16 protein-coding genes and 1 pseudogene are annotated in these 18,873 nt (G+C 62.7%); 10 read left to right on the top strand and 7 right to left on the bottom strand.

Annotated features, from left to right (window positions below; translation table 11 throughout):
* On the bottom strand, nucleotides 1–621 hold a 621-nt coding region (gene rapZ, locus JNK99_RS03745), incomplete at its 3' end, for an RNase adapter RapZ (protein ID WP_291848813.1).
* An 82-nt stretch (nucleotides 622–703) separates the two neighbouring features.
* On the opposite strand from rapZ, the gene JNK99_RS03740 reads away from it, so the two are divergent.
* From JNK99_RS03740 to JNK99_RS03730, 3 genes are all read left to right on the top strand, one after another.
* A complete protein-coding gene (locus JNK99_RS03740; RefSeq protein WP_291848809.1) occupies nucleotides 704–1,891 on the top strand; it encodes a M20 aminoacylase family protein in 1,188 nt (395 codons plus the stop codon).
* Nucleotides 1,892–2,238: 347 nt separating this feature from the next.
* On the top strand, nucleotides 2,239–2,919 hold the full coding sequence (locus tag JNK99_RS03735; protein ID WP_291848806.1) for a response regulator: 681 nt from the start codon (nucleotides 2,239–2,241) through the stop codon (nucleotides 2,917–2,919).
* The gene (locus tag JNK99_RS03730; RefSeq protein ID WP_291848804.1) at nucleotides 2,888–4,378 is read left to right on the top strand and encodes a sensor histidine kinase; all 1,491 of its coding nucleotides are present in this window, start codon (nucleotides 2,888–2,890) and stop codon (nucleotides 4,376–4,378) included. Before JNK99_RS03735 ends, JNK99_RS03730 begins: the two co-directional genes overlap by 32 nt.
* Nucleotides 4,379–4,402: 24 nt before the next feature.
* Here JNK99_RS03730 and JNK99_RS03725 read toward each other — a convergent pair whose 3' ends face one another.
* Nucleotides 4,403–5,314: a LysR substrate-binding domain-containing protein gene (locus JNK99_RS03725; protein ID WP_291848800.1), complete on the bottom strand. Its 912-nt coding sequence runs from the start codon at nucleotides 5,312–5,314 to the stop codon at nucleotides 4,403–4,405.
* 115 nt (nucleotides 5,315–5,429) lie between these two features.
* On the opposite strand from JNK99_RS03725, the gene JNK99_RS03720 reads away from it, so the two are divergent.
* Genes JNK99_RS03720 through tkt form a run of 3 tightly spaced genes read left to right on the top strand, consistent with a single transcriptional unit; the run spans nucleotide 5,430 to nucleotide 9,518 of the window.
* Nucleotides 5,430–6,512, top strand: a complete 1,083-nt coding sequence (locus JNK99_RS03720; RefSeq protein ID WP_291848797.1) for a class 1 fructose-bisphosphatase — start codon at nucleotides 5,430–5,432, stop codon at nucleotides 6,510–6,512.
* A gap of 54 nt (nucleotides 6,513–6,566) precedes the next feature.
* A complete protein-coding gene (locus JNK99_RS03715) occupies nucleotides 6,567–7,442 on the top strand; it encodes a phosphoribulokinase (protein WP_291848794.1) in 876 nt (291 codons plus the stop codon).
* A 54-nt stretch (nucleotides 7,443–7,496) separates the two neighbouring features.
* Nucleotides 7,497–9,518: a transketolase gene (gene tkt / locus JNK99_RS03710; protein WP_291848791.1), complete on the top strand. Its 2,022-nt coding sequence runs from the start codon at nucleotides 7,497–7,499 to the stop codon at nucleotides 9,516–9,518.
* 224 nt (nucleotides 9,519–9,742) lie between these two features.
* On the opposite strand, the gene JNK99_RS03705 is transcribed toward tkt, so the two are convergent.
* The 5 genes from JNK99_RS03705 to JNK99_RS03685 are packed head-to-tail and all read right to left on the bottom strand — an operon-like array spanning nucleotide 9,743 to nucleotide 14,876.
* A complete protein-coding gene (locus tag JNK99_RS03705) occupies nucleotides 9,743–10,255 on the bottom strand; it encodes a hydrogenase maturation protease (protein ID WP_291848788.1) in 513 nt (170 codons plus the stop codon).
* Nucleotides 10,256–10,272: 17 nt separating this feature from the next.
* Nucleotides 10,273–11,751 carry a Ni/Fe hydrogenase subunit alpha gene (locus JNK99_RS03700; protein WP_291848785.1) on the bottom strand — a complete coding sequence of 493 codons (1,479 nt, stop codon included), beginning with the start codon at nucleotides 11,749–11,751 and terminating at the stop codon, nucleotides 10,273–10,275.
* A gap of 23 nt (nucleotides 11,752–11,774) precedes the next feature.
* Nucleotides 11,775–12,329, bottom strand: coding sequence for an NADP oxidoreductase (locus JNK99_RS03695; protein WP_291848782.1), 555 nt, complete (start codon nucleotides 12,327–12,329; stop codon nucleotides 11,775–11,777).
* Nucleotide 12,330: 1 nt separating this feature from the next.
* Nucleotides 12,331–13,062 carry a 2Fe-2S iron-sulfur cluster-binding protein gene (locus JNK99_RS03690; RefSeq protein ID WP_291848779.1) on the bottom strand — a complete coding sequence of 244 codons (732 nt, stop codon included), beginning with the start codon at nucleotides 13,060–13,062 and terminating at the stop codon, nucleotides 12,331–12,333.
* Nucleotides 13,059–14,876: an NAD(P)H-dependent oxidoreductase subunit E gene (locus tag JNK99_RS03685; protein WP_291848816.1), complete on the bottom strand. Its 1,818-nt coding sequence runs from the start codon at nucleotides 14,874–14,876 to the stop codon at nucleotides 13,059–13,061. Before JNK99_RS03685 ends, JNK99_RS03690 begins: the two co-directional genes overlap by 4 nt.
* A gap of 670 nt (nucleotides 14,877–15,546) precedes the next feature.
* Between JNK99_RS03685 and JNK99_RS03680 the strand changes: the two genes are divergently transcribed.
* From JNK99_RS03680 to JNK99_RS03665, 4 genes and pseudogenes are all read left to right on the top strand, one after another.
* The gene (locus JNK99_RS03680) at nucleotides 15,547–16,815 is read left to right on the top strand and encodes an integrase family protein (protein ID WP_291848776.1); all 1,269 of its coding nucleotides are present in this window, start codon (nucleotides 15,547–15,549) and stop codon (nucleotides 16,813–16,815) included.
* A gap of 30 nt (nucleotides 16,816–16,845) precedes the next feature.
* Nucleotides 16,846–17,124, top strand: coding sequence for a type II toxin-antitoxin system RelE/ParE family toxin (locus tag JNK99_RS03675; protein ID WP_291848773.1), 279 nt, complete (start codon nucleotides 16,846–16,848; stop codon nucleotides 17,122–17,124).
* A gap of 9 nt (nucleotides 17,125–17,133) precedes the next feature.
* Nucleotides 17,134–17,445 carry a HigA family addiction module antitoxin gene (locus JNK99_RS03670; RefSeq protein ID WP_291848769.1) on the top strand — a complete coding sequence of 104 codons (312 nt, stop codon included), beginning with the start codon at nucleotides 17,134–17,136 and terminating at the stop codon, nucleotides 17,443–17,445.
* 93 nt (nucleotides 17,446–17,538) lie between these two features.
* Nucleotides 17,539–18,873: pseudogene (locus tag JNK99_RS03665) on the top strand (hypothetical protein); the annotation flags it as partial.

The raw sequence follows: 18,873 nt of genomic DNA, 5'->3' as shown, positions 1-18,873 counted from the left end.
GGCGTCACGCCCGGTCAATGGCCGCAGGTTCTGATCGTAGTGCGGATTGGGCAGGCAACGGACATCGAACACCAGGTCGGCGTCGAGCGGGATGCCGTTCTTGAAGCCGAACGATTCGAAGAGCAGGGTCAGGCCACGGCATGGATCGCTGGCAACGTCACTGCTGACGAACTGGCGAACCCATTCCCGGAGTGCGCTGGGCTTGACTCCGCTGGTGTCGATGTGGTGACCGAGCGCGGTCAGATCGGCCAGACGAACACGCTCTTCGGCGATCGCTTCGGTCAGGGTCAGTTGGTCGCTGGCCAAAGGATGGCGGCGCCGGGTTTCCGAGTAGCGTTTCATCAGGGTTGTGTCCTGCGCATCGAGAAACAGGAACTGCAGATCGAGGTCCTGTTCGCGCAGGGCATCCAGTTGCAGGGGAAGCCTGGCGACGCTATCGCCACCGCGGATGTCGATCACGACGCCGACCTTGTCATAGCCCTGCAGGTCGAGTTGTCCGACCAACTGCTGCAACAACTGCGAAGGCAGGTTGTCGACGCAATAATAGTTGGCGTCCTCGAGCACTTTGAGGGCGATCGATTTACCGGAACCGGAGAGGCCACTGATGAGAACGAGATGCATGCCTTCAAGCATAACGGATGCCACCCTGCACGAGCAAGCTACTGTGGAATAAACTGAAGATCCCGAGCGACAGGCCCGACTGATGAATGCATTGAACATTCCGTTTCTTAGCTGGTTGACCGCACTTCGCCGCGACATTCATGCCCATCCGGAACTTGCCTTCGACGAAATGCGAACGGCTGACCTGGTGGCGCGCGAGCTGGCCAGCCTGGGTCTGGAAATCGACCGTGGTCTGGCCTCCACCGGCATCGTCGGCATTCTGCGCAAGGGCGACAGTCTGCGTGCCATCGGCCTGCGGGCCGACATGGACGCCCTGCCTTTGCAGGAAAAGAACGAGTTTGCTCACCGTTCGACCAAGCCTGGCCGAATGCATGCCTGCGGGCACGATGGACATACGGCGATGCTGCTCGGAGCGGCGCGCTACATGGCGGAACACCACGACGAGCTGGATGTTGATGGCACCATCTATTTCATCTTCCAGCCTGCCGAGGAATCGGAGGGTGGCGCCGCGGTAATGATCAGCGACGGGCTTTTCGAAAAGTTTCCCATGCAGGCGGTATTCGGATTGCACAACTGGCCGGGCATTCCGGTAGGACAGATGGCCGTCATGCCGGGACCGGTGATGGCCGGCACCTGTGCCTTCGAGATCAGCGTGCGCGGGCAGGGTTGCCACGCGGCGATGCCGCATCAGGGAGTCGACACGCTGGTCGCCACCAGCCAACTGGTACTGGCCCTGCAGACCATCGTTGCGCGCAATCTACACCCCTGTCAGTCGGCAGTGGTCAGCGTGACGCAGATCCACGCCGGCGAAGCGTGGAACGTCATTCCGGACGACGCCGTCGTGCGCGGCACGATTCGGACATTCGACGACGAAACGCAGGATCTGGTCGAGCGCGCAGTCGAGCGCCTGTGTGCCGGGACTGCCGCCACCTTCGGAGCACAAATCGCGGTCCGCTTCGATCACCGCTATCCGCCAACAGTGAACGATCCAGCGCAAACTGAGGTCTGTCGGCAGGTGGCCAGCCGGCTGTTCGGGTCCGACAATCTGCGGACGGGTGAGCTGCCTTCGATGGGGGCCGAGGATTTTGCCTACATGCTGCGCGAGAAGCCAGGCTGTTACGTCTGGCTGGGGAACGGTCCCGGCTCGGGCGGCTGCACCCTGCACAATCCGCATTACGACTTCAACGACCAGGTCCTGCCCCTGGGCGTGGCTTATTGGGTCAGGCTGGCAGAAACCGTGCTGGCCGGCGCCGGGCGTCCGCCGCACTGAAGCATTTCCGGCGCGCGCCTCAGGCTGCTTGGGACCGGCATCAGGGGCTGCCGCGCAGAACGACAGGCACTCGCCAGAGGAAACGTCCGGTCGTGATTTTTGTTACACTCGGGTGGTGGACCGGCGCGCATGATTGGCCGGAACGCGAGCGCAATGGAGTGTTGCGAGCTGCCGCCGCTGTTCTCCCGACAAAAAGATGGCGGGGAGCGCCCGGTGCAGTATTCAGGCGCCCCCCGAGTTTCGGCTGAAGCCGGAACTCCAAGACCATAAAAAGGAGAACAGCATGGACAGGTTAAGAGGAGCGCCTTACAGACACCTTACGAGCGCCCCGCCGGAATCCTGAGGCAATGCGTATTCTGCTCGCCGAGGACGACAGAATCATCGCTGACGGCTTGTGCCGATCATTGCGCCAGGGCGGCTACGCCATCGACTGCGCGTACAACGGGATCGATGCCGATACGGCATTGCTGACCAACAGTTACGATCTGCTGATCCTGGATATCGGCCTGCCGAAACTCTCCGGTCTCGATGTGCTGCGTCGTTTGCGCGGCCGCAAGGCGAACACGCCGGTGTTGATTCTGACCGCACTGGACGGGATCGACGACCGGGTCAAGGGGCTCGACCTCGGTGCCGACGACTACATGGCCAAGCCCTTCGAGCTGGCCGAGCTCGAGGCACGGGTACGGGCACTCAGCCGCCGCTCCTCGGGCACCGCGCGACTCATCGAGTGCGGCCCGCTGACTTTCGACCAGACCGACCGCTGCGCTCTGGTGCATGGCGAACTACTCGATCTGTCGGCGCGCGAGCTCGGCCTCCTCGAGATTCTTTTGCTGCGGGCGAAACGTCTGGTCAGCAAGGACCACCTGGTCGATCATCTTTGCGGCTGGGGCGAGGAGGTAAGCCACAACGCGATCGAGGTCTATATTCACCGCTTGCGCAAGAAGCTCGAATCAACCGGTGTCAACATCATTACCGTGCGTGGGCTCGGCTACTACCTTGAGAAACCTGCGGACGAGAGCAAACACTGACGCCCAGCGTTCGCTGTTCGGCGAGATTCTCGACTGGATGCTGGCGCCCCTCCTGTTCGTCTGGCCGATCAGCATCGCGTTGACGCACTACTTCGCCAACAATGTGGCAAGTTTTCCATACGATCAGGCCCTGCGCGAACACGTGGCGGCCATTTCACGCCAGGTGAGTTTCATCGACGGGCAGCCCCGCCTCGCACTGCCGGGTCTGGCGGAGATCTTTCTGCGCTCGGACGAGATCGACAACGTTTACTTTCACCTGCTGGATGGCGAAGGCAGGTTGCTGGCCGGCGACCCCGAACTGCCACTGCCGAAGAGCCCCGCCGAACTGGCAGGAAACGAGCACAGCGAGGTGTTGTTGCGCGATGACGAATACCGTGGCCAGACCCTGCGCGTCGCCTATCTTTATCTCCACCAGCCAGAGGCCTCGCCGGAGCGTGGCGTATTGATCGAGGTCGGCGAAACGACGGAGAAACGTTCGCAACTGGCCAACAAGATCATCGCCAGCGTCATCCTGCCACAGTTCGTGATCATTCCGCTCGCGGTGGTCCTCGTATGGTTCGGCCTGTCGCAGGGGCTGCGCCCCTTGACCCGTTTGCGCAACCGCATCGAGGCACGCCGTGAAGCCGATCTCTCGCCGATTGCACTCGGCCGCGTTCCCGAGGAACTTCGGCCACTGACCGAGGCCTTCAATTCCATGCTGGCCAGGATGCAGCAGAACGTCACTGCGCAGCGACGTTTCATCGCCGACGCAGCGCACCAGATGCGGACCCCGCTGACCGGCCTGAAAACCCAGGCGCAACTGGCCATGCGCGAGACCGACCCGGCCGAACTGCGGCATGCCCTGCGGCAGATCCTGAGCGGTGCCGATCGCGCCTCGCACCTGGTTGATCAGTTGCTTGCACTGGCACGTGCCGAGGCGAGCGACCAGTCGCAGCAGGCTTTGCTACCGCTCGATCTGGACCATCTGCTGCGTGATGTGGTCGAAACCTGGGTGATGCGGGCGCTCGAAAAATGCATCGATCTCGGTTATGAGCCGGCCGGCAGCGTGCTCATCCAGGGCAATGCCTTCCTGCTGAGCGAAATGATCAACAATCTGCTTGACAACGCGCTGCGCTACACACCAACCGACGGACGGGTGACGGCGCGGGTAGCCGCACAGGGAGATTACGCGGTGCTCGAGATCGAGGACAGCGGCCCCGGAATTTCCGAAGAGGAAGCCGTCAAGGTTTTCGACCGTTTCTATCGAGTCGAGGGCACGGATGGTGAAGGCAGCGGCCTTGGGCTGGCGATCGTCCGAGAGATTGCCGAGGTCCATCGGGCGGCTGCCAGCCTGCGCCCAAATCTGCGCAAGGCGGCGGACGGCGGCCAGGGTGGCTGCGTTGCCCGGATTGTCTTTCCGGCTTATCGCGCACCGCCACGCGTGTCGATCACCGACCCGGTGCAGACCGGCTTCGCCTGACGCAGTGGTGGCCCACCGCCTGGCTCAGGTCAGTCTGCGCAGATAGGCGGGGGCAAACTCCAGCACGAAGTCCCAGAATGCGGCGAGCGCGGGAGTCAGCCGCTTGTTCTTGTGGCGAACGATGTGCCAGCGGCGCATCACCGGCGTTCCCTCGACCTTGAGGAGGCACAGCCGGCCGGCACTCAGTTCGAGGCCCAGGGTGTGCTGGGAAATGAAGCTGATGCCCAGCCCGGCGACGACCGCCTGCTTGATCGCTTCGTTGCTGCCCATTTCCATGCCGATGCGCGGCTTGACCGAATGCTCCTGGAAGAACTCTTCCATTGCCGAGCGGGTGCCCGATCCCGATTCGCGCACGATCAGCGTTTCACCGGCCAGATCCTCCACCGAGAGGCTGGGTGACCTGACCAGCGGGTGGTCATGGCTGGCGATGATGACCAGCGGGTGCGGCGCGAAGGCCACTGCGGCAGCGTCGAGCTCGGCCGGCGGACGACCCATGATTGCCAGGTCCACCTCGTTGCCGGCGAGCAGGCGACTGACCGTGTCACGATTGTCGATCAGCAGGCGGATACGCACATCGGCCTGAATCTTGCGGAACTCGGCCAGCAGACCCGGTGCGAAGTACTCGGCGGTGCTCGCCACGGCAACGGCAATCCGGCCGCCCTTCAAGCCCTTCAGCGCCAGCAGCGCTTCGTCCGCTTCCTTCAGCGACTGCAGGATCTGGCGCGTATGGCTGAGCAGGATCTCTCCCGCTTCGGTCAGGAAGACACGCTTGCCTATTCGTTCGAACAACAGCGTTCCGCTCACATCCTCCAGTTGCTTGATCTGCAGAGAGATGGCGGCATGCGTCAGGTGCAGCTTTTCTGCAGCCCTGGCAAACGAGAGGTGGCTGGCAGCGACCGAGAAGATCTGCAACTGGCGGATGGTGGCGTTTCTCATATATTATCTTTTATTAAACAATAAAGACAGAATGTTTAACTAGCGTTTTTGTTTCAGGCAGCTAGAATCGGAGCCAATCCTACACCGACCAGAACTTGTCTCCTGGAGTATCACCATGTTATGTGGACGAACCAACGTTAACAAATTCCTGATCGAGGAACAGCGCCGCAATCCGACGCTGGTCGGCGACTTCTCGATGCTCATCAGTGACGTCGTGCGCTCGTGCAAGGTCATTGCGCAAGGTGTGTCGCGTGGTTCCCTGGCTGGGGTACTGGGCGATGAAGGCAGCGAAAACGTGCAGGGCGAGGCACAGAAGAAACTCGACGTGCTGGCCAACCAGGCTTTCATCCACCACTGCGAATGGGGCGGACACCTGGCTGCGATGGCCTCGGAGGAAATGGACGACATCTATCCGATTTCGCCCGAGCATCCCTGCGGCAAGTACCTGCTGGTGTTCGATCCTCTCGACGGATCGTCCAACATCGACGTCAACCTGTCGGTCGGCAGCATCTTCTCCGTGTTGCGCTGCCCCGACCATTGTAGTGGGGGGGCGCCGAGCGCGGCTGATTTTCTGCAGCCCGGCAACCACCAGGTCGCCGCAGGCTACGCACTTTACGGTCCGTCGACGATGCTCGTCCTGACCGTCGGCAACGGCACGCATGGCTTCACCCTCGATCGCGACATCGGTGAATTCCTGTTGACTCACCCCAACCTGGTGATTTCGCCGGACACCCGCGAGTTTGCCATCAACGCCTCGAACGAGCGCTTCTGGGAACCGCCGGTTCAGCGCTACGTGGCCGAGTGCCTGGCAGGCAAGTCCGGCGTTCGCGAGAAGGATTTCAACATGCGCTGGGTCGCATCGATGGTTGCCGAGGTGCATCGTATCCTGATGCGCGGTGGCGTCTTCATGTACCCCCGCGACAGCAAGGATCTGTCCAGACCCGGCCGCCTGCGACTGATGTACGAAGCCAATCCGATGGCCATGATCGTCGGTCAGGCAGGCGGTCTGGCTTCGACCGGTAGCGAACACATCCTCGAAGTACAGCCGACCAGTCTGCACCAGCGGGTGCCGGTGATTCTCGGATCGCGCAACGAGGTCGAGCGCATCGAGCGCTACCACCGGGAATATGAAACCGGCGAAGACCAGCCATTCCGCTCGCCCCTCTTCTCGACCCGGACCCTGTTCCGGGACGATTGAGCGCTGGCGGGCAACGGCGCCGAACTCACCCATTCAGTCACGGAGGCACAGCACATGTCGATCAGGAATCCAGTCATCGCAATCACCGGCTCTTCCGGTGCCGGCACCACGTCGGTCACGCGAGCATTTCAACACATCTTCCGGCGCGAAAAGCTCAACGCCGCGATCATCGAGGGCGACAGCTTTCACCGCTACGATCGCCAGGGAATGCGTGAAAAGATGGCCGAGAAAAGCCTCGCTGGCGACCACCATTTCAGCCATTTCGGACCCGAGGCCAACTTGCTGGGCGAACTCGAAGACTTGTTCCGCGGTTATGGCGAGACTGGCCGCGGCAAGAGTCGTCACTACGTGCATGACGATGCCGAAGCGCGGCTCTATGGTGCTCCACCGGGCACCTTTACCGAATGGACCGATCTGCCGGCGGGAACCGATCTGCTCTTCTACGAAGGACTGCATGCTGCGGTCAAGACCGATGCGGTCGATCTCGGTCGCCATGTTGACCTGTGCATTGGTGTGGTGCCGATCATCAACCTGGAATGGATCCAGAAGCTCCATCGCGACAAGGCGCAGCGCGGCTATTCGACCGAGGCGGTGATGGATACCATCCTGCGCCGCATGCCGGACTACATCAACTACATCTGCCCGCAATTCTCGAAGACGCATGTCAATTTTCAGCGCGTGCCGACCGTCGACACCTCCAATCCCTTCATCGCCCAGGACATCCCATCGCAGGACGAGAGCATGCTGGTGATCCGCTTCGCCAATCCCAGGGGGATCGATTTTTCCTACCTCCTGAGCATGCTGCACGACTCGTTCATGTCGCGGCCGAACATCATCGTATGCCCGGGAGGCAAGATGGGCCTGGCCATGCAGATCATCTTCACGCCGATGATCCTGCAACTGATCGACAAAAAGCGACGCGCACGCTAGATGCCCGGACGAGCCGAGACTTTTTCACGCCCTCTGACCCAAGGAGATCCCCCCTTGCCCACCGAATCCCGCAAGTTTCGCCGGCGCTGCGCCAACGCACTGCGCTTTCTCGCCATCGACGCCGTCCAGGCGGCGAACTCGGGTCATCCCGGCATGCCGATGGGCATGGCCGACATCGCCGAGGTACTCTGGCGTCGTCACCTGAAGCATAATCCGGCCAATCCCGGCTGGACGAACCGGGACCGCTTCGTGCTCTCCAACGGGCACGGTTCGATGCTGATCTACGCACTGCTGCACCTGTCTGGCTACGATCTGCCGATCACCGAGTTGCAACGTTTTCGTCAGCTCCATTCGAAGACGCCGGGTCATCCCGAGTTCGGCATCACGCCGGGCGTCGAAACGACCACCGGACCACTGGGGCAAGGTCTTGCCAATGCGGTGGGCATGGCACTCGCCGAGCGGCTGCTGGCGGAAAGCTTCAACCGGCCGGATCACAAGGTGGTGGACCACTACACCTACGCCTTTGTCGGCGACGGCTGTCTGATGGAAGGAGTGTCGCACGAAGCGTGCTCGCTGGCCGGGCGTCTGTCGCTGTCCAAACTGATCGTCTTCTACGACGATAACGACATCTCGATCGATGGGCACGTGCAGCCGTGGTTTGCCGACGACACCCCGAAGCGCTTCGCAGCCTATGGCTGGCGCGTCCTGCCACACTGCGACGGGCATGACGTCGATTCGATCGAAGCCGCCATCCGGGTCGCCAAGACTGCCACCGGGCGGCCGACGCTGATCTGCTGCAAGACGATGATCGGTTTCGGTTCGCCCAACAAGGGGGGAACGCACGACGTCCACGGTGCACCGCTGGGCGCCGGCGAGATCGCCAATACCCGTCGCCAGCTCGAATGGCCGTTTGGCCCTTTCGAGATTCCCGACGATGTACGTACCGGCTGGGACGCGCGCAGCAAAGGCGAGGCCGCCGAGTACGCCTGGGAAGAAGCTTTCGCCGCGTATCGCACCGCCTTCCCCGAACTTGCTGCCGAGTTCGCACGCCGCATGCGGGGTGACCTGCCCGCCGACTGGCCTGATCGCGTTGCCGCCCTGCTCGGGCAGTGGGCCGGCCAGACCACCGCCGTCGCGACGCGCAAGGCGTCGCAAAACGTCATTGAGGCTCTGGCGCCGGCCTTGCCCGAATTGCTCGGCGGCTCCGCCGACCTGACCGGGTCGAATCTGACGAACTGGAGCGGAACCCGTCCGGCCAATCGCGAAGCCGGTGGCAACTACGTCAACTACGGGGTCCGCGAGTTCGCCATGACGGCGATCGCCAACGGCATCGCCCTGCATGGCGGTTTGATTCCCTACACCGCAACTTTCCTGGTCTTCTCCGACTACGCGCGCAACGCCATTCGCTTGGCGGCACTGATGAAGCAGCGCCACTTGATGGTGTACACCCACGACTCGATCGGCCTGGGTGAAGATGGCCCGACGCACCAGCCGATCGAGCAGGCGGCTTCGCTGCGCCTGATTCCCGGGCTCGACGTGTGGCGTCCGTCCGACGCGGTGGAAACGGCCGTCGCCTGGATCGCCGCTCTGGAACGGAGCGATGGCCCCTCCTGCTTCCTGCTGTCGCGGCAGAATCTGCCGGCCCTGTCACGCAGCACGGAGCAGATCGCCGACATCCGGCGCGGCGCTTACATTCTGTGTGAGGCGGAAGCCGACAAGCCGCAGGTCATCCTGATTGGCACCGGCTCGGAACTCAGCCTGGTCCTCGAAGCGCAGGCCACGCTGGGCAAGGCAGGCATTGCCGCACGGGTGGTCGCCATGCCATGCACTCAGGCTTTCGATCGGCAAACGCCTGCCTACCGCGAGGGAGTGCTGCTGCCGGGCGTCCCGAAACTCGCCGTCGAGGCGGCACATCCTGATCTGTGGTGGAAGTATGTCGGCTCGAGCGGTGCGGTCATCGGCATCGACCGCTTCGGAGAATCGGCGCCGGCGGCCGATCTGTACCAGCTCTTCGCCATCACGGCTGGGCACGTCGTTGAGCAGGCCGGGCATCTGCTCAACCGGGTGGCGCACTGAGCAGGTGGCGGGGTTCATCCAAGCGGATGACTTGTTCGGGCGATCGCACAGACCAGTCGGGGTTTGGCCGTGACTGGCGACCGGCATGAACCAAGGGTGCGCACGCAGTGCTTCGGGCGTTGGCGTACCCTGACCTGCCCCCATTCCGGGGATCCCGATACTGCGATTCTGTCCGGGCCGGAAGGCCTGCCTCCTATCACCGTGCTGGCTCTTGCCGGTCAGAGTCATTCCACCGGCGCCACCGATGGGCTGCACAGCGGCCGCCAGGCCGCTGGCCAGGGCGCCAGGCAAAGTTCCGTCAGCAACTCGAAGGCTTGCTCGGCGTGGCGCCGCGCACCGGTACTCAGCCCGTCTCCCAGCTCGAACTTGTCGCCCCGCACGGCGAGCACAAAAGCCGGTGGAGCTGCCTGGTTGCCGAGGCGGGCGAGAACGGCAAGCAGCGCTGCCGGCGGCAAGGCGTGGCTGCTCGGGATGCGGGCGTCGGCCGCGTCCAGCCGCGAAAAGACGAAGGGGGCGGGGGTGCCCTGTGCAGCGTCGATGAACAGCGCCAGACGCCTTCCGGCGAGGTCGAGCGCATGCTCGATCTGCCACTGGAAATCAACGATCAGCTCGAATCGCTCGTCCAGCCCTGCCGCCAGCAGCCAGTTCTGCAGACGCTCGAGCAACCATGGTCCGAGTGCGTCGTCACCTCGGCTGGGATTGCCGCAGGCGAGAATGACAACCGGTGCGCGTGACACGAGCGGCAGCCTACCGTTCAGGTCCGGGCAGCCAGACGTTCGAGCGGCTGCCCCGTGGCAGCGATCAGTTCGAGCTGCAGAGGCATCTTGCCGAGCGCATGCGTGGCGCAGGACAGGCACGGATCGAAGCAGCGGATCGCCACCTCGATATGGTTGAGCAATCCCTCGTCGAGCTGGCGACCGTTCAGATAACGGCGGGCGACCCGGCGAATCGCCTCGTTCATCGCCTGGTTGTTGTGGGTGGTCGACACGATCAGGTTGCACATTGTCACCAGGTCGTCTTCGCCGACGCGGTAATGATGAATGAGCGTCCCGCGCGGTGCCTCGATGACCCCGACCCCCTCGCGCTGGCGCGCGCCGCTGGTGACCAGCTCGCTGCCCGACAGGTCATCATCGTGCAGCAGATCCCTGAGTGTCTCGGCAGCATGCAGCATCTCGATCATCCGCGCCCAATGATAGGCCAGCGGCGCATGGATGACCATGCCCTGACCATGCTCGATCAACTCGCAACGCTCGGCTTCGGCCAGCGGCGTCGGAATCGAGTCGCAGTTCTGCAGGCGGGCCAGCGGACCGACCTTGTACCAGCCGTCCTGCGGACCGAGGTCGGCAAGAAAGGGAAACTTCATGTAGCTCCACGGCTTCACTTCCTCGCGCAGCAGTTCGGGGTAATTGCGTGCATGTACCCCGTCGACCATGATTCTGCCGTCAGCGTCGCGCGCGCGCAGGCGGCCATCGTAGAAATCGAGCACGCCGCCGCCACCGACCAGCGACACCATGTTCGAGCGGCAGCTTCCGAACTCGTCGTAGAGCGCCGGGTCGGCCTGGTGCAGGCGCTTGATGAGCTGTACCGCCTGGCGGCTCCAGGCAATGATCTGATAAATGTCGGCCAGCAGCCCATCACGTTCCTGGTGACTCAGCGCACGATTGACTCCGCCCGGAATCGCACCGGTGCCATGCACGCGTTTGCCGGCAGTCAGTCGAATGACTTCCTGACCGAACTTGCGCAGCAAGACCCCCTGTCTGGCAATTTCGGGATACGCTGCGACGATGCCGACGATGTTGCGCCGGCCGGCCTCGCTGGCAAAGCCGAACAGCAGGTCAGGCGACGAGAGGTGAAAGAAGTGCAGCGCGTGCGACTGCAGGATCTGGCCGTAGTGCATCAGGCGGCGCAGTTTCTCGGCAGTCGGTGTCAGGCGGTCGGCGCCGACCACGTGGTCGAGCGCCTTGGCCGCCGCCAGGTGATGCGAGACCGGACAGATGCCGCACAGGCGCTGCACCATCACCGGCACCTCCCAATAGGGGCGACCCTGGATGAACTTCTCGAAACCGCGAAACTCGACAATGTGCAGCCTTGCCTGCTGCACCTGATCGTGCTCGTCGAGCAGAAGCGTGACCTTGCCGTGCCCCTCGACGCGCGATACCGGGTCGATCGCCACACGGCGCAGGGGACCGCTGCTCTCGGACGCGCTTTCCAGTGCAAAGCCTCGATCTTCCATGGTGCCTGGCCGCTCGTATGAGATCAGTCGAAATGCAGCAGTGGATACCCCAGGCGCGGTGTGCGTCCGTCGAGCAGGTCGGTGAGGAATTTCCAGATTGCATCACCGGAGGGTGGACAGCCGGGTATGAAGTAGTCGACGCGCACCACCTCATGGATCGGGCGCACCTTGTCCAGTGGCAGCGGCAATTCCGGGTCGTTCGGGATCTGGCCGCCAACGATCCCGGGGCCGGTGAGATAGACTTCCTGCAGGCACTGCCCGAGGTCGAGATGATTGCGCTGCGCCGGCAGACCGCCGTTGATCGCGCAGGCGCCGAGAGCGACCAGCAACTTGCAGTTACGCCGGAACTCGTGCAACACGAGGATATTTTCGGCATTGCAGAGGCCTCCCTCGACCAAGCCAATGTCGCAGGAAGCGCACTGCTTGGTGTCGGTGAGCGGCGAACGGTCGAAGTCGACCCGTTCGACCAGATCGAACAGACGCTCGTCGATATCGAGCAATGAGGTGTGGCAGCCGAAGCAGCCGGCCAGCGAAGTCGTCGCAAGTCGAGGCTTTTTCCGATCGACGGCAGCATTCATTTCAGATCGCCTCCCCGCTGCCACGGCATCGGGCGGCCCGCTCCAGCTCCATGCCGATTGGCTGGATATCGTAGCGCCGGCGGCCGATCGGTAGCGCGAAGCCACGCCCCTTCTCGATAATCACACCAACCGGGCAAACATGCGCCGCTTTGTCGCCGAGCGAGAAGCTCGTATCGGCCAGCCGTCCCGATTCGGCATTGACGATCAGGTGCTTCCTGATCCCCCGTCCGGAAAGGGCGAAGACGTTCTTGTCATCGACGTCACGACTGGCACGCACGCAAAGCTCGCACAGGATGCAGCGGTTGAAGTCGAGCAGCACCTGTGGATGCGAGGCATCGACCGGCCGGTCGGGATAGAAATGCGGAAAATGCGGGGTCAGCATTTCCAGCTCGTAGGCCAGTGCCTGCAGCATGCAGTTGCCGCTTTTCTCGCACGAAGGACAGAAATGGTTGCCTTCGACGAACAGCATCTGGAGCATCGTTCGTCGCTTGTCGTTGAGGTCCGGCGAGTTGTTCTCGACCTCCATGCCGTCCTTTGCCGGCATCGTGCACGCCGAGACATGGCGTCCGTTGGCCTTCACCGTACACAGCTTGCAGCTGCCCTGCGGCTTGAAGTCGGGATGATGGCACAGATGCGGAATGAAAATCCCGGCGGCCGTCGCGGCTTCCATGATCGTCTGGCCGTCTGCGAAGGGAAGCGGCAGTCCGTCGAACAGAATGTTTGGCTGTCTCATCGCTCGCCCCCCGGCATTCTTGCCGGCTGGCCGAAGTGTGCCGCCGGGTCGTCGCGACCGGTCATCTGACGCGCACCGGCCAATGCCTGATCAAGGTCGAAGGCCGGCTCGAAATCGAGCGAACGCAGACGTCGCTCGTAGGCCGGGCGGAACTTGGTCAAGGTGTCGAGCAGCGGGTTGCAGGCCGACTGGCCGAGCCCGCAGTGGCTGGCGGCATGCAACAGGCGGTGGATACGGAAGATTTCGTTGATTTCGTACTGCGAGCCATGACCGTTCGCGATCTTGTCCATGCAGTTGGCGACCAGCGAGGTGCCAACCCGGCAGGGAGTGCAGAAACCGCAACTCTCGTGGGCGAAGAAGTGGCTGAAATTGCGCGCCACCTCGAACATGTCGCGCTGCGCCCCGAAAACCATGAATGCACCTGCCGTCGGCACGTCCTCGAAGGCAATGCGGCGCATGAATTCGTGCATCGCCAGGCAGGCTCCCGAAGGTCCGCCAACCTGTACGGCCTGCGCATTGTCGGCACCGCAGTCGCTGAGCACCTGGCTCACCGACACACCAAAGGGATACTCGTAAACCCCGGGCCGCTCGACGTCCCCCGAGATCGACAGCAGCTTGGTTCCGGTCGACTGCTTGGTGCCGAGGCCGGCGAACCAGTCGCCACCACGCAGCGCAATCAGTGCCGCCTTGCACAGCGTTTCCACATTGTTCACCACCGTCGGCTGGCCGAGATAGCCTGCGTGAACCGGGAAAGGCGGGCGGATCCGCGGCACCCCGCGCTTGCCTTCGAGCGACTCGAGCAACGCGGTCTCCTCGCCGCAGACGTAAGCGCCGGCGCCGACATGGATCTCGATGTCGAAGCTGAGGTCAGCCTGCCCACAGATCTGCCCTCCCAGGAGTCCGTCCCGACGACGGCGTACAAGGTTTTCGTCGAGTGCCGGCAGCAACCAGGCATATTCGCCGCGCAGGTAGAGCAGCCCCTGCTCGGCACCGATGGTGAAACCGGCGATCGTCATGCCGTCGAACACAAGGTCGGCGTAGCTGGCGAGCAGAACGCGATCCTTGAAGGTGCCCGGTTCACCCTCATCGGCATTACAGACGACGTAGCGGGTGGCACGCTCGCCACGCGTCGTGGCCCGGCGTGCTGACTCCCACTTGATATGCGTGGTAAATCCCGCGCCACCACGGCCGCGCAGATTGGCGCGTTGCATCTCCGCCAGCATGGCGCTCCGGCCGCGCGCGAGCGCTGTGCGCAGCGCCTCGCCAGCCGGCCAGCGGGTTGTGAGCAGGGCGTCCCGGCGCTGAATGTTGTCGTCCACGACAAAGAACTCGCGGGGCCAGTCATCCAGCGCCGCCTGCCCCCGGATCAACTCGCTGATCCAGTCGATGCGTTCGGCCGACATGCGGGTCATTGGCCGTCCATTGACCAGCAGGGCCGGACCCTGGTCGCCCATGCCGGTGCACGAGGTGGTGTCGACGCTGACCAGGCCGTCCTCGGAGACCTTGCCGCGCTCGATCCACAATTTGTTGCACAGGCGATCCAGCAACTCGCCGCTACCCAGCATGCGGTCGGTGATGTTGTCCGAGAAGAGCACGCGGTAACGACCGACCGGCGTCAGATGGAGAAAGGAATAGAAACCGGCAACCCCCTCGACACGCGCGCGCGGCAGGTCTACGGCATCGGCGATGGCGGTCAGCGCGACCGCCGGCAGGTAACCGAGCACCTCCTGCGCGGCACGCAGAATTTGCAACAACTGCCGCGGGTCGCGACGATGACGGTCGACGACGGGCTGCAGCAACGCCGCCAGACCCATCGCTTCAAAACACCCCTCGGTCACAACCGTCTCCAGCAACGATCGCGGATCGCAATCCATCGGAACAGCTTAATACCCCGATCGTCGACGGTACTGACCTAGGTCAACGGCAACGAGCAAAGCTGGTTCGACCGGGTGCCTGACCGCCTTGCCCTCTCCCGGCAGTGCCTCTCTGGCGGTGCCCGGCGAGCCCTACCGTACTGTGTTTCGATCAACAGCGGGCTTGCTGGCCGGCGCACTGTCCGACAAAGCCAGCCGGGTAGCGGTGACGACGAAATTGGTGAGAGGGAACGAGGCAAGGCTGCCGCAAGCCGACATCCAGCTTCCTCTTCCGGACGAAATGCTTGTCCCGCGGTGCCCCCACGCGGAATCGAACCACGACCTGATGATTACAAATCATCAAATTTGCCGTTTTTCGGCGTTGACTGACGTCGCAGAGTTCGTGGAGCGCGTGCATAAACCGTTACTAATCAAGCAACAAGAGTTGCATCGAATTGATCGGTGTTGCTATCATCGGGGTACACAGGGGGTACACGAAATCTGACCACCCTGATTCCAGAGGACCCGACCGATGAACGACTCGACGAGACGCGAGCGCCTGACACTGCCTAGAATCACCGCCTTCACATGCCCGGCCGGCCAGCATCAAGCGTTCTTGTGGGATTCCGACATGCCCCGGCTGGCTGTGCGGGCTACCGCAGGCAGCAAGGCATTCTTCTTCCAATCGAAGATGGACGGACAGGTTGTCCGCATCAACCTAGGCTCTGTTGTCGCATGGACGATCGCCGCCGCGCGCGCCGAGGCGTGCCGGCTGCAAACGATGATCGACCAGGGCGCCGATCCGCGTGCCGAGAAGCGCGAGCGCATCGCCGCCGCTGCCCGCAAGATCGCCGAAGAGGAGGCACGAGCCGCCGCGCTGGTCGCCGAGGCCGAAGCCGCCCAGCGCGAACAGGAGAAGCGCCAACGTTACACGCTGCGAGCACTCTGCGAGGCATACTGCGCCCTTCTTGATTCGCGCGGCAAGCCAAGCGCACGACAAGCCCGATCAATCCTCAAGGTGCACGTTTTCGATGCGCACCCCGACATTGCCGCGCTGCCTGCGCGCGAAGTCACCGCGTTGCAAGTGGCGTCGATGGTACGCAAGACACGCGAGGCCGGCCACGAGCGCACCGCCGGCGTGCTGCGTGCCTACCTGAGCGCCGCATTCACCGCCGGCCGCAAAGCTCCGTTCGACGCCAGCCTGCCCGCCGCCCTGATTCCGTTTGAAGTCGAGGCCAACCCGGTCGAAGCAATTCCGGCTATCGCGGTGCGCGCGGGAAACCGTACCCTTTCCGTCGACGAGATGCGCACCTATCTCGCCGCGCTGGGCGACGACATTGCCGACAGGGCGCTGCTGCTCGCGCTCCTGGCCGGCGGGCAGCGCATGGCGCAGCTGCTGCGCGCCAAGGTGAGCGATTACAACCCCGACGAGGCGACCTTGCGCTTGTGGGACGCCAAGGGAAGGCGCGCGATACCCCGCGAACACGTTCTACCGCTGGCGCCAAGAGCCGCCGCGCTGGCAGCCGCGCTGGCAGAGCGTGCCAAGGCAAGAGAGTGGGCACTGTTGTTCTCGACGCACGGCCTACGGCAAATGGCGGAAACGACGCCAGGCAAGCGCGCCGCAGCGATCAGTGCAGCCATGGGTGGCGAACCGTTCGACCTGCGCGACGTTCGCCGAACCGTAGAGACCATGTTGGCCAGCATGGGCCTATCCCGCGACACCCGCGCGCAACTGCTTTCTCATGGGATCAGCGGCGTGCAGGCGGCTCATTACGACCGGCATGGCTACACCGGCGAGAAGCGCGCTGCGCTCGTGGCCTGGGAGGCGCGGCTTGAGGAAATCGAGACGGGCAGGCGCACGTCCAACGTGGTGGCGATGAAAGCCAAGCGCGCATCTTGATGCTTGTAGCGTTTCGCTATACACTGAGTCGTGATCAAGAGTTTCCAGCACAAAGGACTGCAAGCCTTCTTCGAGACAGGCAGCAAGGCCGGAATCCAGCCGCACCATGCACCGAAGCTGGGGCGCCTGCTGGCCCGTCTGGATGTCGCCAAGGGCCCGGAGGACATGAACTTGCCGGGCTGGCGATTGCATACCCTCGCTGGCGATCTGGCCGGATTCCAGTCGGTCACGGTGAATGGCAATTGGCGCATGACCTTCACCTTTCAAGATGGTGACGCCGTGCTGGTTGATTATTTGGACTACCACTAGGAAAAACGCATGAGCAGGATGCACGCCCCGGCACACCCCGGCGAGACGTTGCGCGACGATGTCCTACCCGCCTTGGGCTTGAGCGTTACCGCCGCTGCCGCACAACTTGGCGTGACCCGCGCCGCCCTCTCGCGCGTGCTGAACGGTCGCGCCGCGATCTCCCCGGAAATGGCCCTGCGGCTCGAAGGCTGGCTTGGCGTGGAGAACGGTGGACGTGCTGACGCATGGGTGGCGCAACAAGCCGCCTTCGATCTTTGGCGGGCTCGGCAGGCAGGCTCTCCCAGAGTTCAGCGGGCACCACTGCTCGGCGCCGCCGCCTGAGGCGGTTCTGCCGCTCCTAGATCGCCAAATCGAAAACCGGGCACCTTCACACGGCTGGCGCGGCATCTGCCAAGAGTGCGAAAGAGTCACGACATGAATGTCATTGTCACCATTGACGGGCGCGAGGCGATCCCTGTTCGGGCTGTTCCGTTTGTGACAGGCTGGTGGATGTCGCCCGATGTGGTTGCCAGTTCGCTCGCCTACAACGATTCGCTGAAAAGATTTGAGGGGATACGGGCCTGCCATTTGGTTGATGGCTCTCGTTGTGCGGAAATCCTGCCGAAGGAATGGGATGGCGTTGAGGACCGTTTGAAGGGACTCGAGTCCAGACTAAAGGGGATGAGCGATGACCGCGCGCTGACTCGCCCAATCTGGCTGGCTGAGTCGGTGCCGTTGCTGCCTCCTGGCACCTTCCTGTGGAAAGATGAATTCGAGCGGGCTTTCCTCCGTGCCTATTCTCCGCACAACCTCCTCTGGATCGACGAGCGTCCGGGCGACCGAGAACTGAACTACCAGCCCTTGATTCCGAAAGACCTGAAAAAAGCGATCTTTGAAGGATTCGGCTTCGACGCCGGAGCATATTTTGATGCCATTCAGCAAAGACAGCAGAGCAATTTTCCCCATCCCGAACAGGAGATCAATCGCGATGATGCTCAAGACGAAATTCCACCGAGCCAAGACGAGATCGACGCCGCGATTGATTTCAAGGCTGGATTTAGCGAAACCCTCTTGAATGGGCGATCAATCTCCTGGCGCTACTGGCTGAGCTTCCCGAGATGGACAGCGCAAGAAGCTTCACGGTTGCTGTGCGGCCTGGATCCTGACCGGTTCAAGAACCTTGACGAAGGAAGTGATCAGACCGCCAAGGCAAGGGATCGCGCACGGAACATGGAGCGGATAGCGGAAAGGAGCGATGTTGGCAATCTAGCGCCAGAAGAGTGGTGGGATTGGGCGAGAAAGCATGGCTTTCGATTCCACAAGAAACTGGGTTTGGAAATCCGTAGGCGTGGCGACCATGTGAAGAGTGCGCAGTCACAAGACAAAGATTCCGAGCACGAGGCATCCGCCACATCGTCAATGGACCGCGGCGACCCTGATATGCAGGTATCGAGGGAGACTCCCGGAACCAGCAGAAGGCCACTGCTGCAACAGCTGTTTCAAGAAGAGGAAATCTTGCGCGTACTGCGTAAGCTTGGCTACGATCCAAGGCAATTACCGAAGCCCGCTCCTGGTTGCCGTGGACCCAAGGCAGCATGCAGGAACGCGCTGAAATTTCCCACAAAAGTATTCCTGATTAGCAATGATCGTCAGCCGGGCGCGCTGGGTGAGCCCGGCGAGGCTTATCCTGCACTCTGTCACCACAGGGAGCACCGCCATGGCCATGAATCGAATTCAGTTTCAACCCGGTTTGTCGATGCCGGAGTTCAC

The organism is Accumulibacter sp., from assembly GCF_016789985.1.
GTDB lineage: Bacteria > Pseudomonadota > Gammaproteobacteria > Burkholderiales > Rhodocyclaceae > Accumulibacter.
Note: the sequence above shows the minus strand (reverse complement) of the source record. Positions and strands in the feature narration are given on the sequence as shown.

Excerpts from the sequence above, each read along its gene's own strand:
- JNK99_RS03740 (WP_291848809.1), top strand. The coding sequence starts at position 704 with ATGAATGCATTGAACATTCCGTTTCTTAGCTGGTTGACCGCACTTCGC.
- JNK99_RS03735 (WP_291848806.1), top strand. The coding sequence starts at position 2,239 with ATGCGTATTCTGCTCGCCGAGGACGACAGAATCATCGCTGACGGCTTG.
- JNK99_RS03725 (WP_291848800.1), bottom strand. The coding sequence starts at position 5,314 with ATGAGAAACGCCACCATCCGCCAGTTGCAGATCTTCTCGGTCGCTGCC.
- JNK99_RS03720 (WP_291848797.1), top strand. The coding sequence starts at position 5,430 with ATGTTATGTGGACGAACCAACGTTAACAAATTCCTGATCGAGGAACAG.
- JNK99_RS03715 (WP_291848794.1), top strand. The coding sequence starts at position 6,567 with ATGTCGATCAGGAATCCAGTCATCGCAATCACCGGCTCTTCCGGTGCC.
- JNK99_RS03700 (WP_291848785.1), bottom strand. The coding sequence starts at position 11,751 with ATGGAAGATCGAGGCTTTGCACTGGAAAGCGCGTCCGAGAGCAGCGGT.
- JNK99_RS03695 (WP_291848782.1), bottom strand. The coding sequence starts at position 12,329 with ATGAATGCTGCCGTCGATCGGAAAAAGCCTCGACTTGCGACGACTTCG.
- JNK99_RS03690 (WP_291848779.1), bottom strand. The coding sequence starts at position 13,062 with ATGAGACAGCCAAACATTCTGTTCGACGGACTGCCGCTTCCCTTCGCA.
- JNK99_RS03685 (WP_291848816.1), bottom strand. The coding sequence starts at position 14,876 with ATGGGTCTGGCGGCGTTGCTGCAGCCCGTCGTCGACCGTCATCGTCGC.
- JNK99_RS03680 (WP_291848776.1), top strand. The coding sequence starts at position 15,547 with ATGCCCCGGCTGGCTGTGCGGGCTACCGCAGGCAGCAAGGCATTCTTC.
- JNK99_RS03670 (WP_291848769.1), top strand. The coding sequence starts at position 17,134 with ATGAGCAGGATGCACGCCCCGGCACACCCCGGCGAGACGTTGCGCGAC.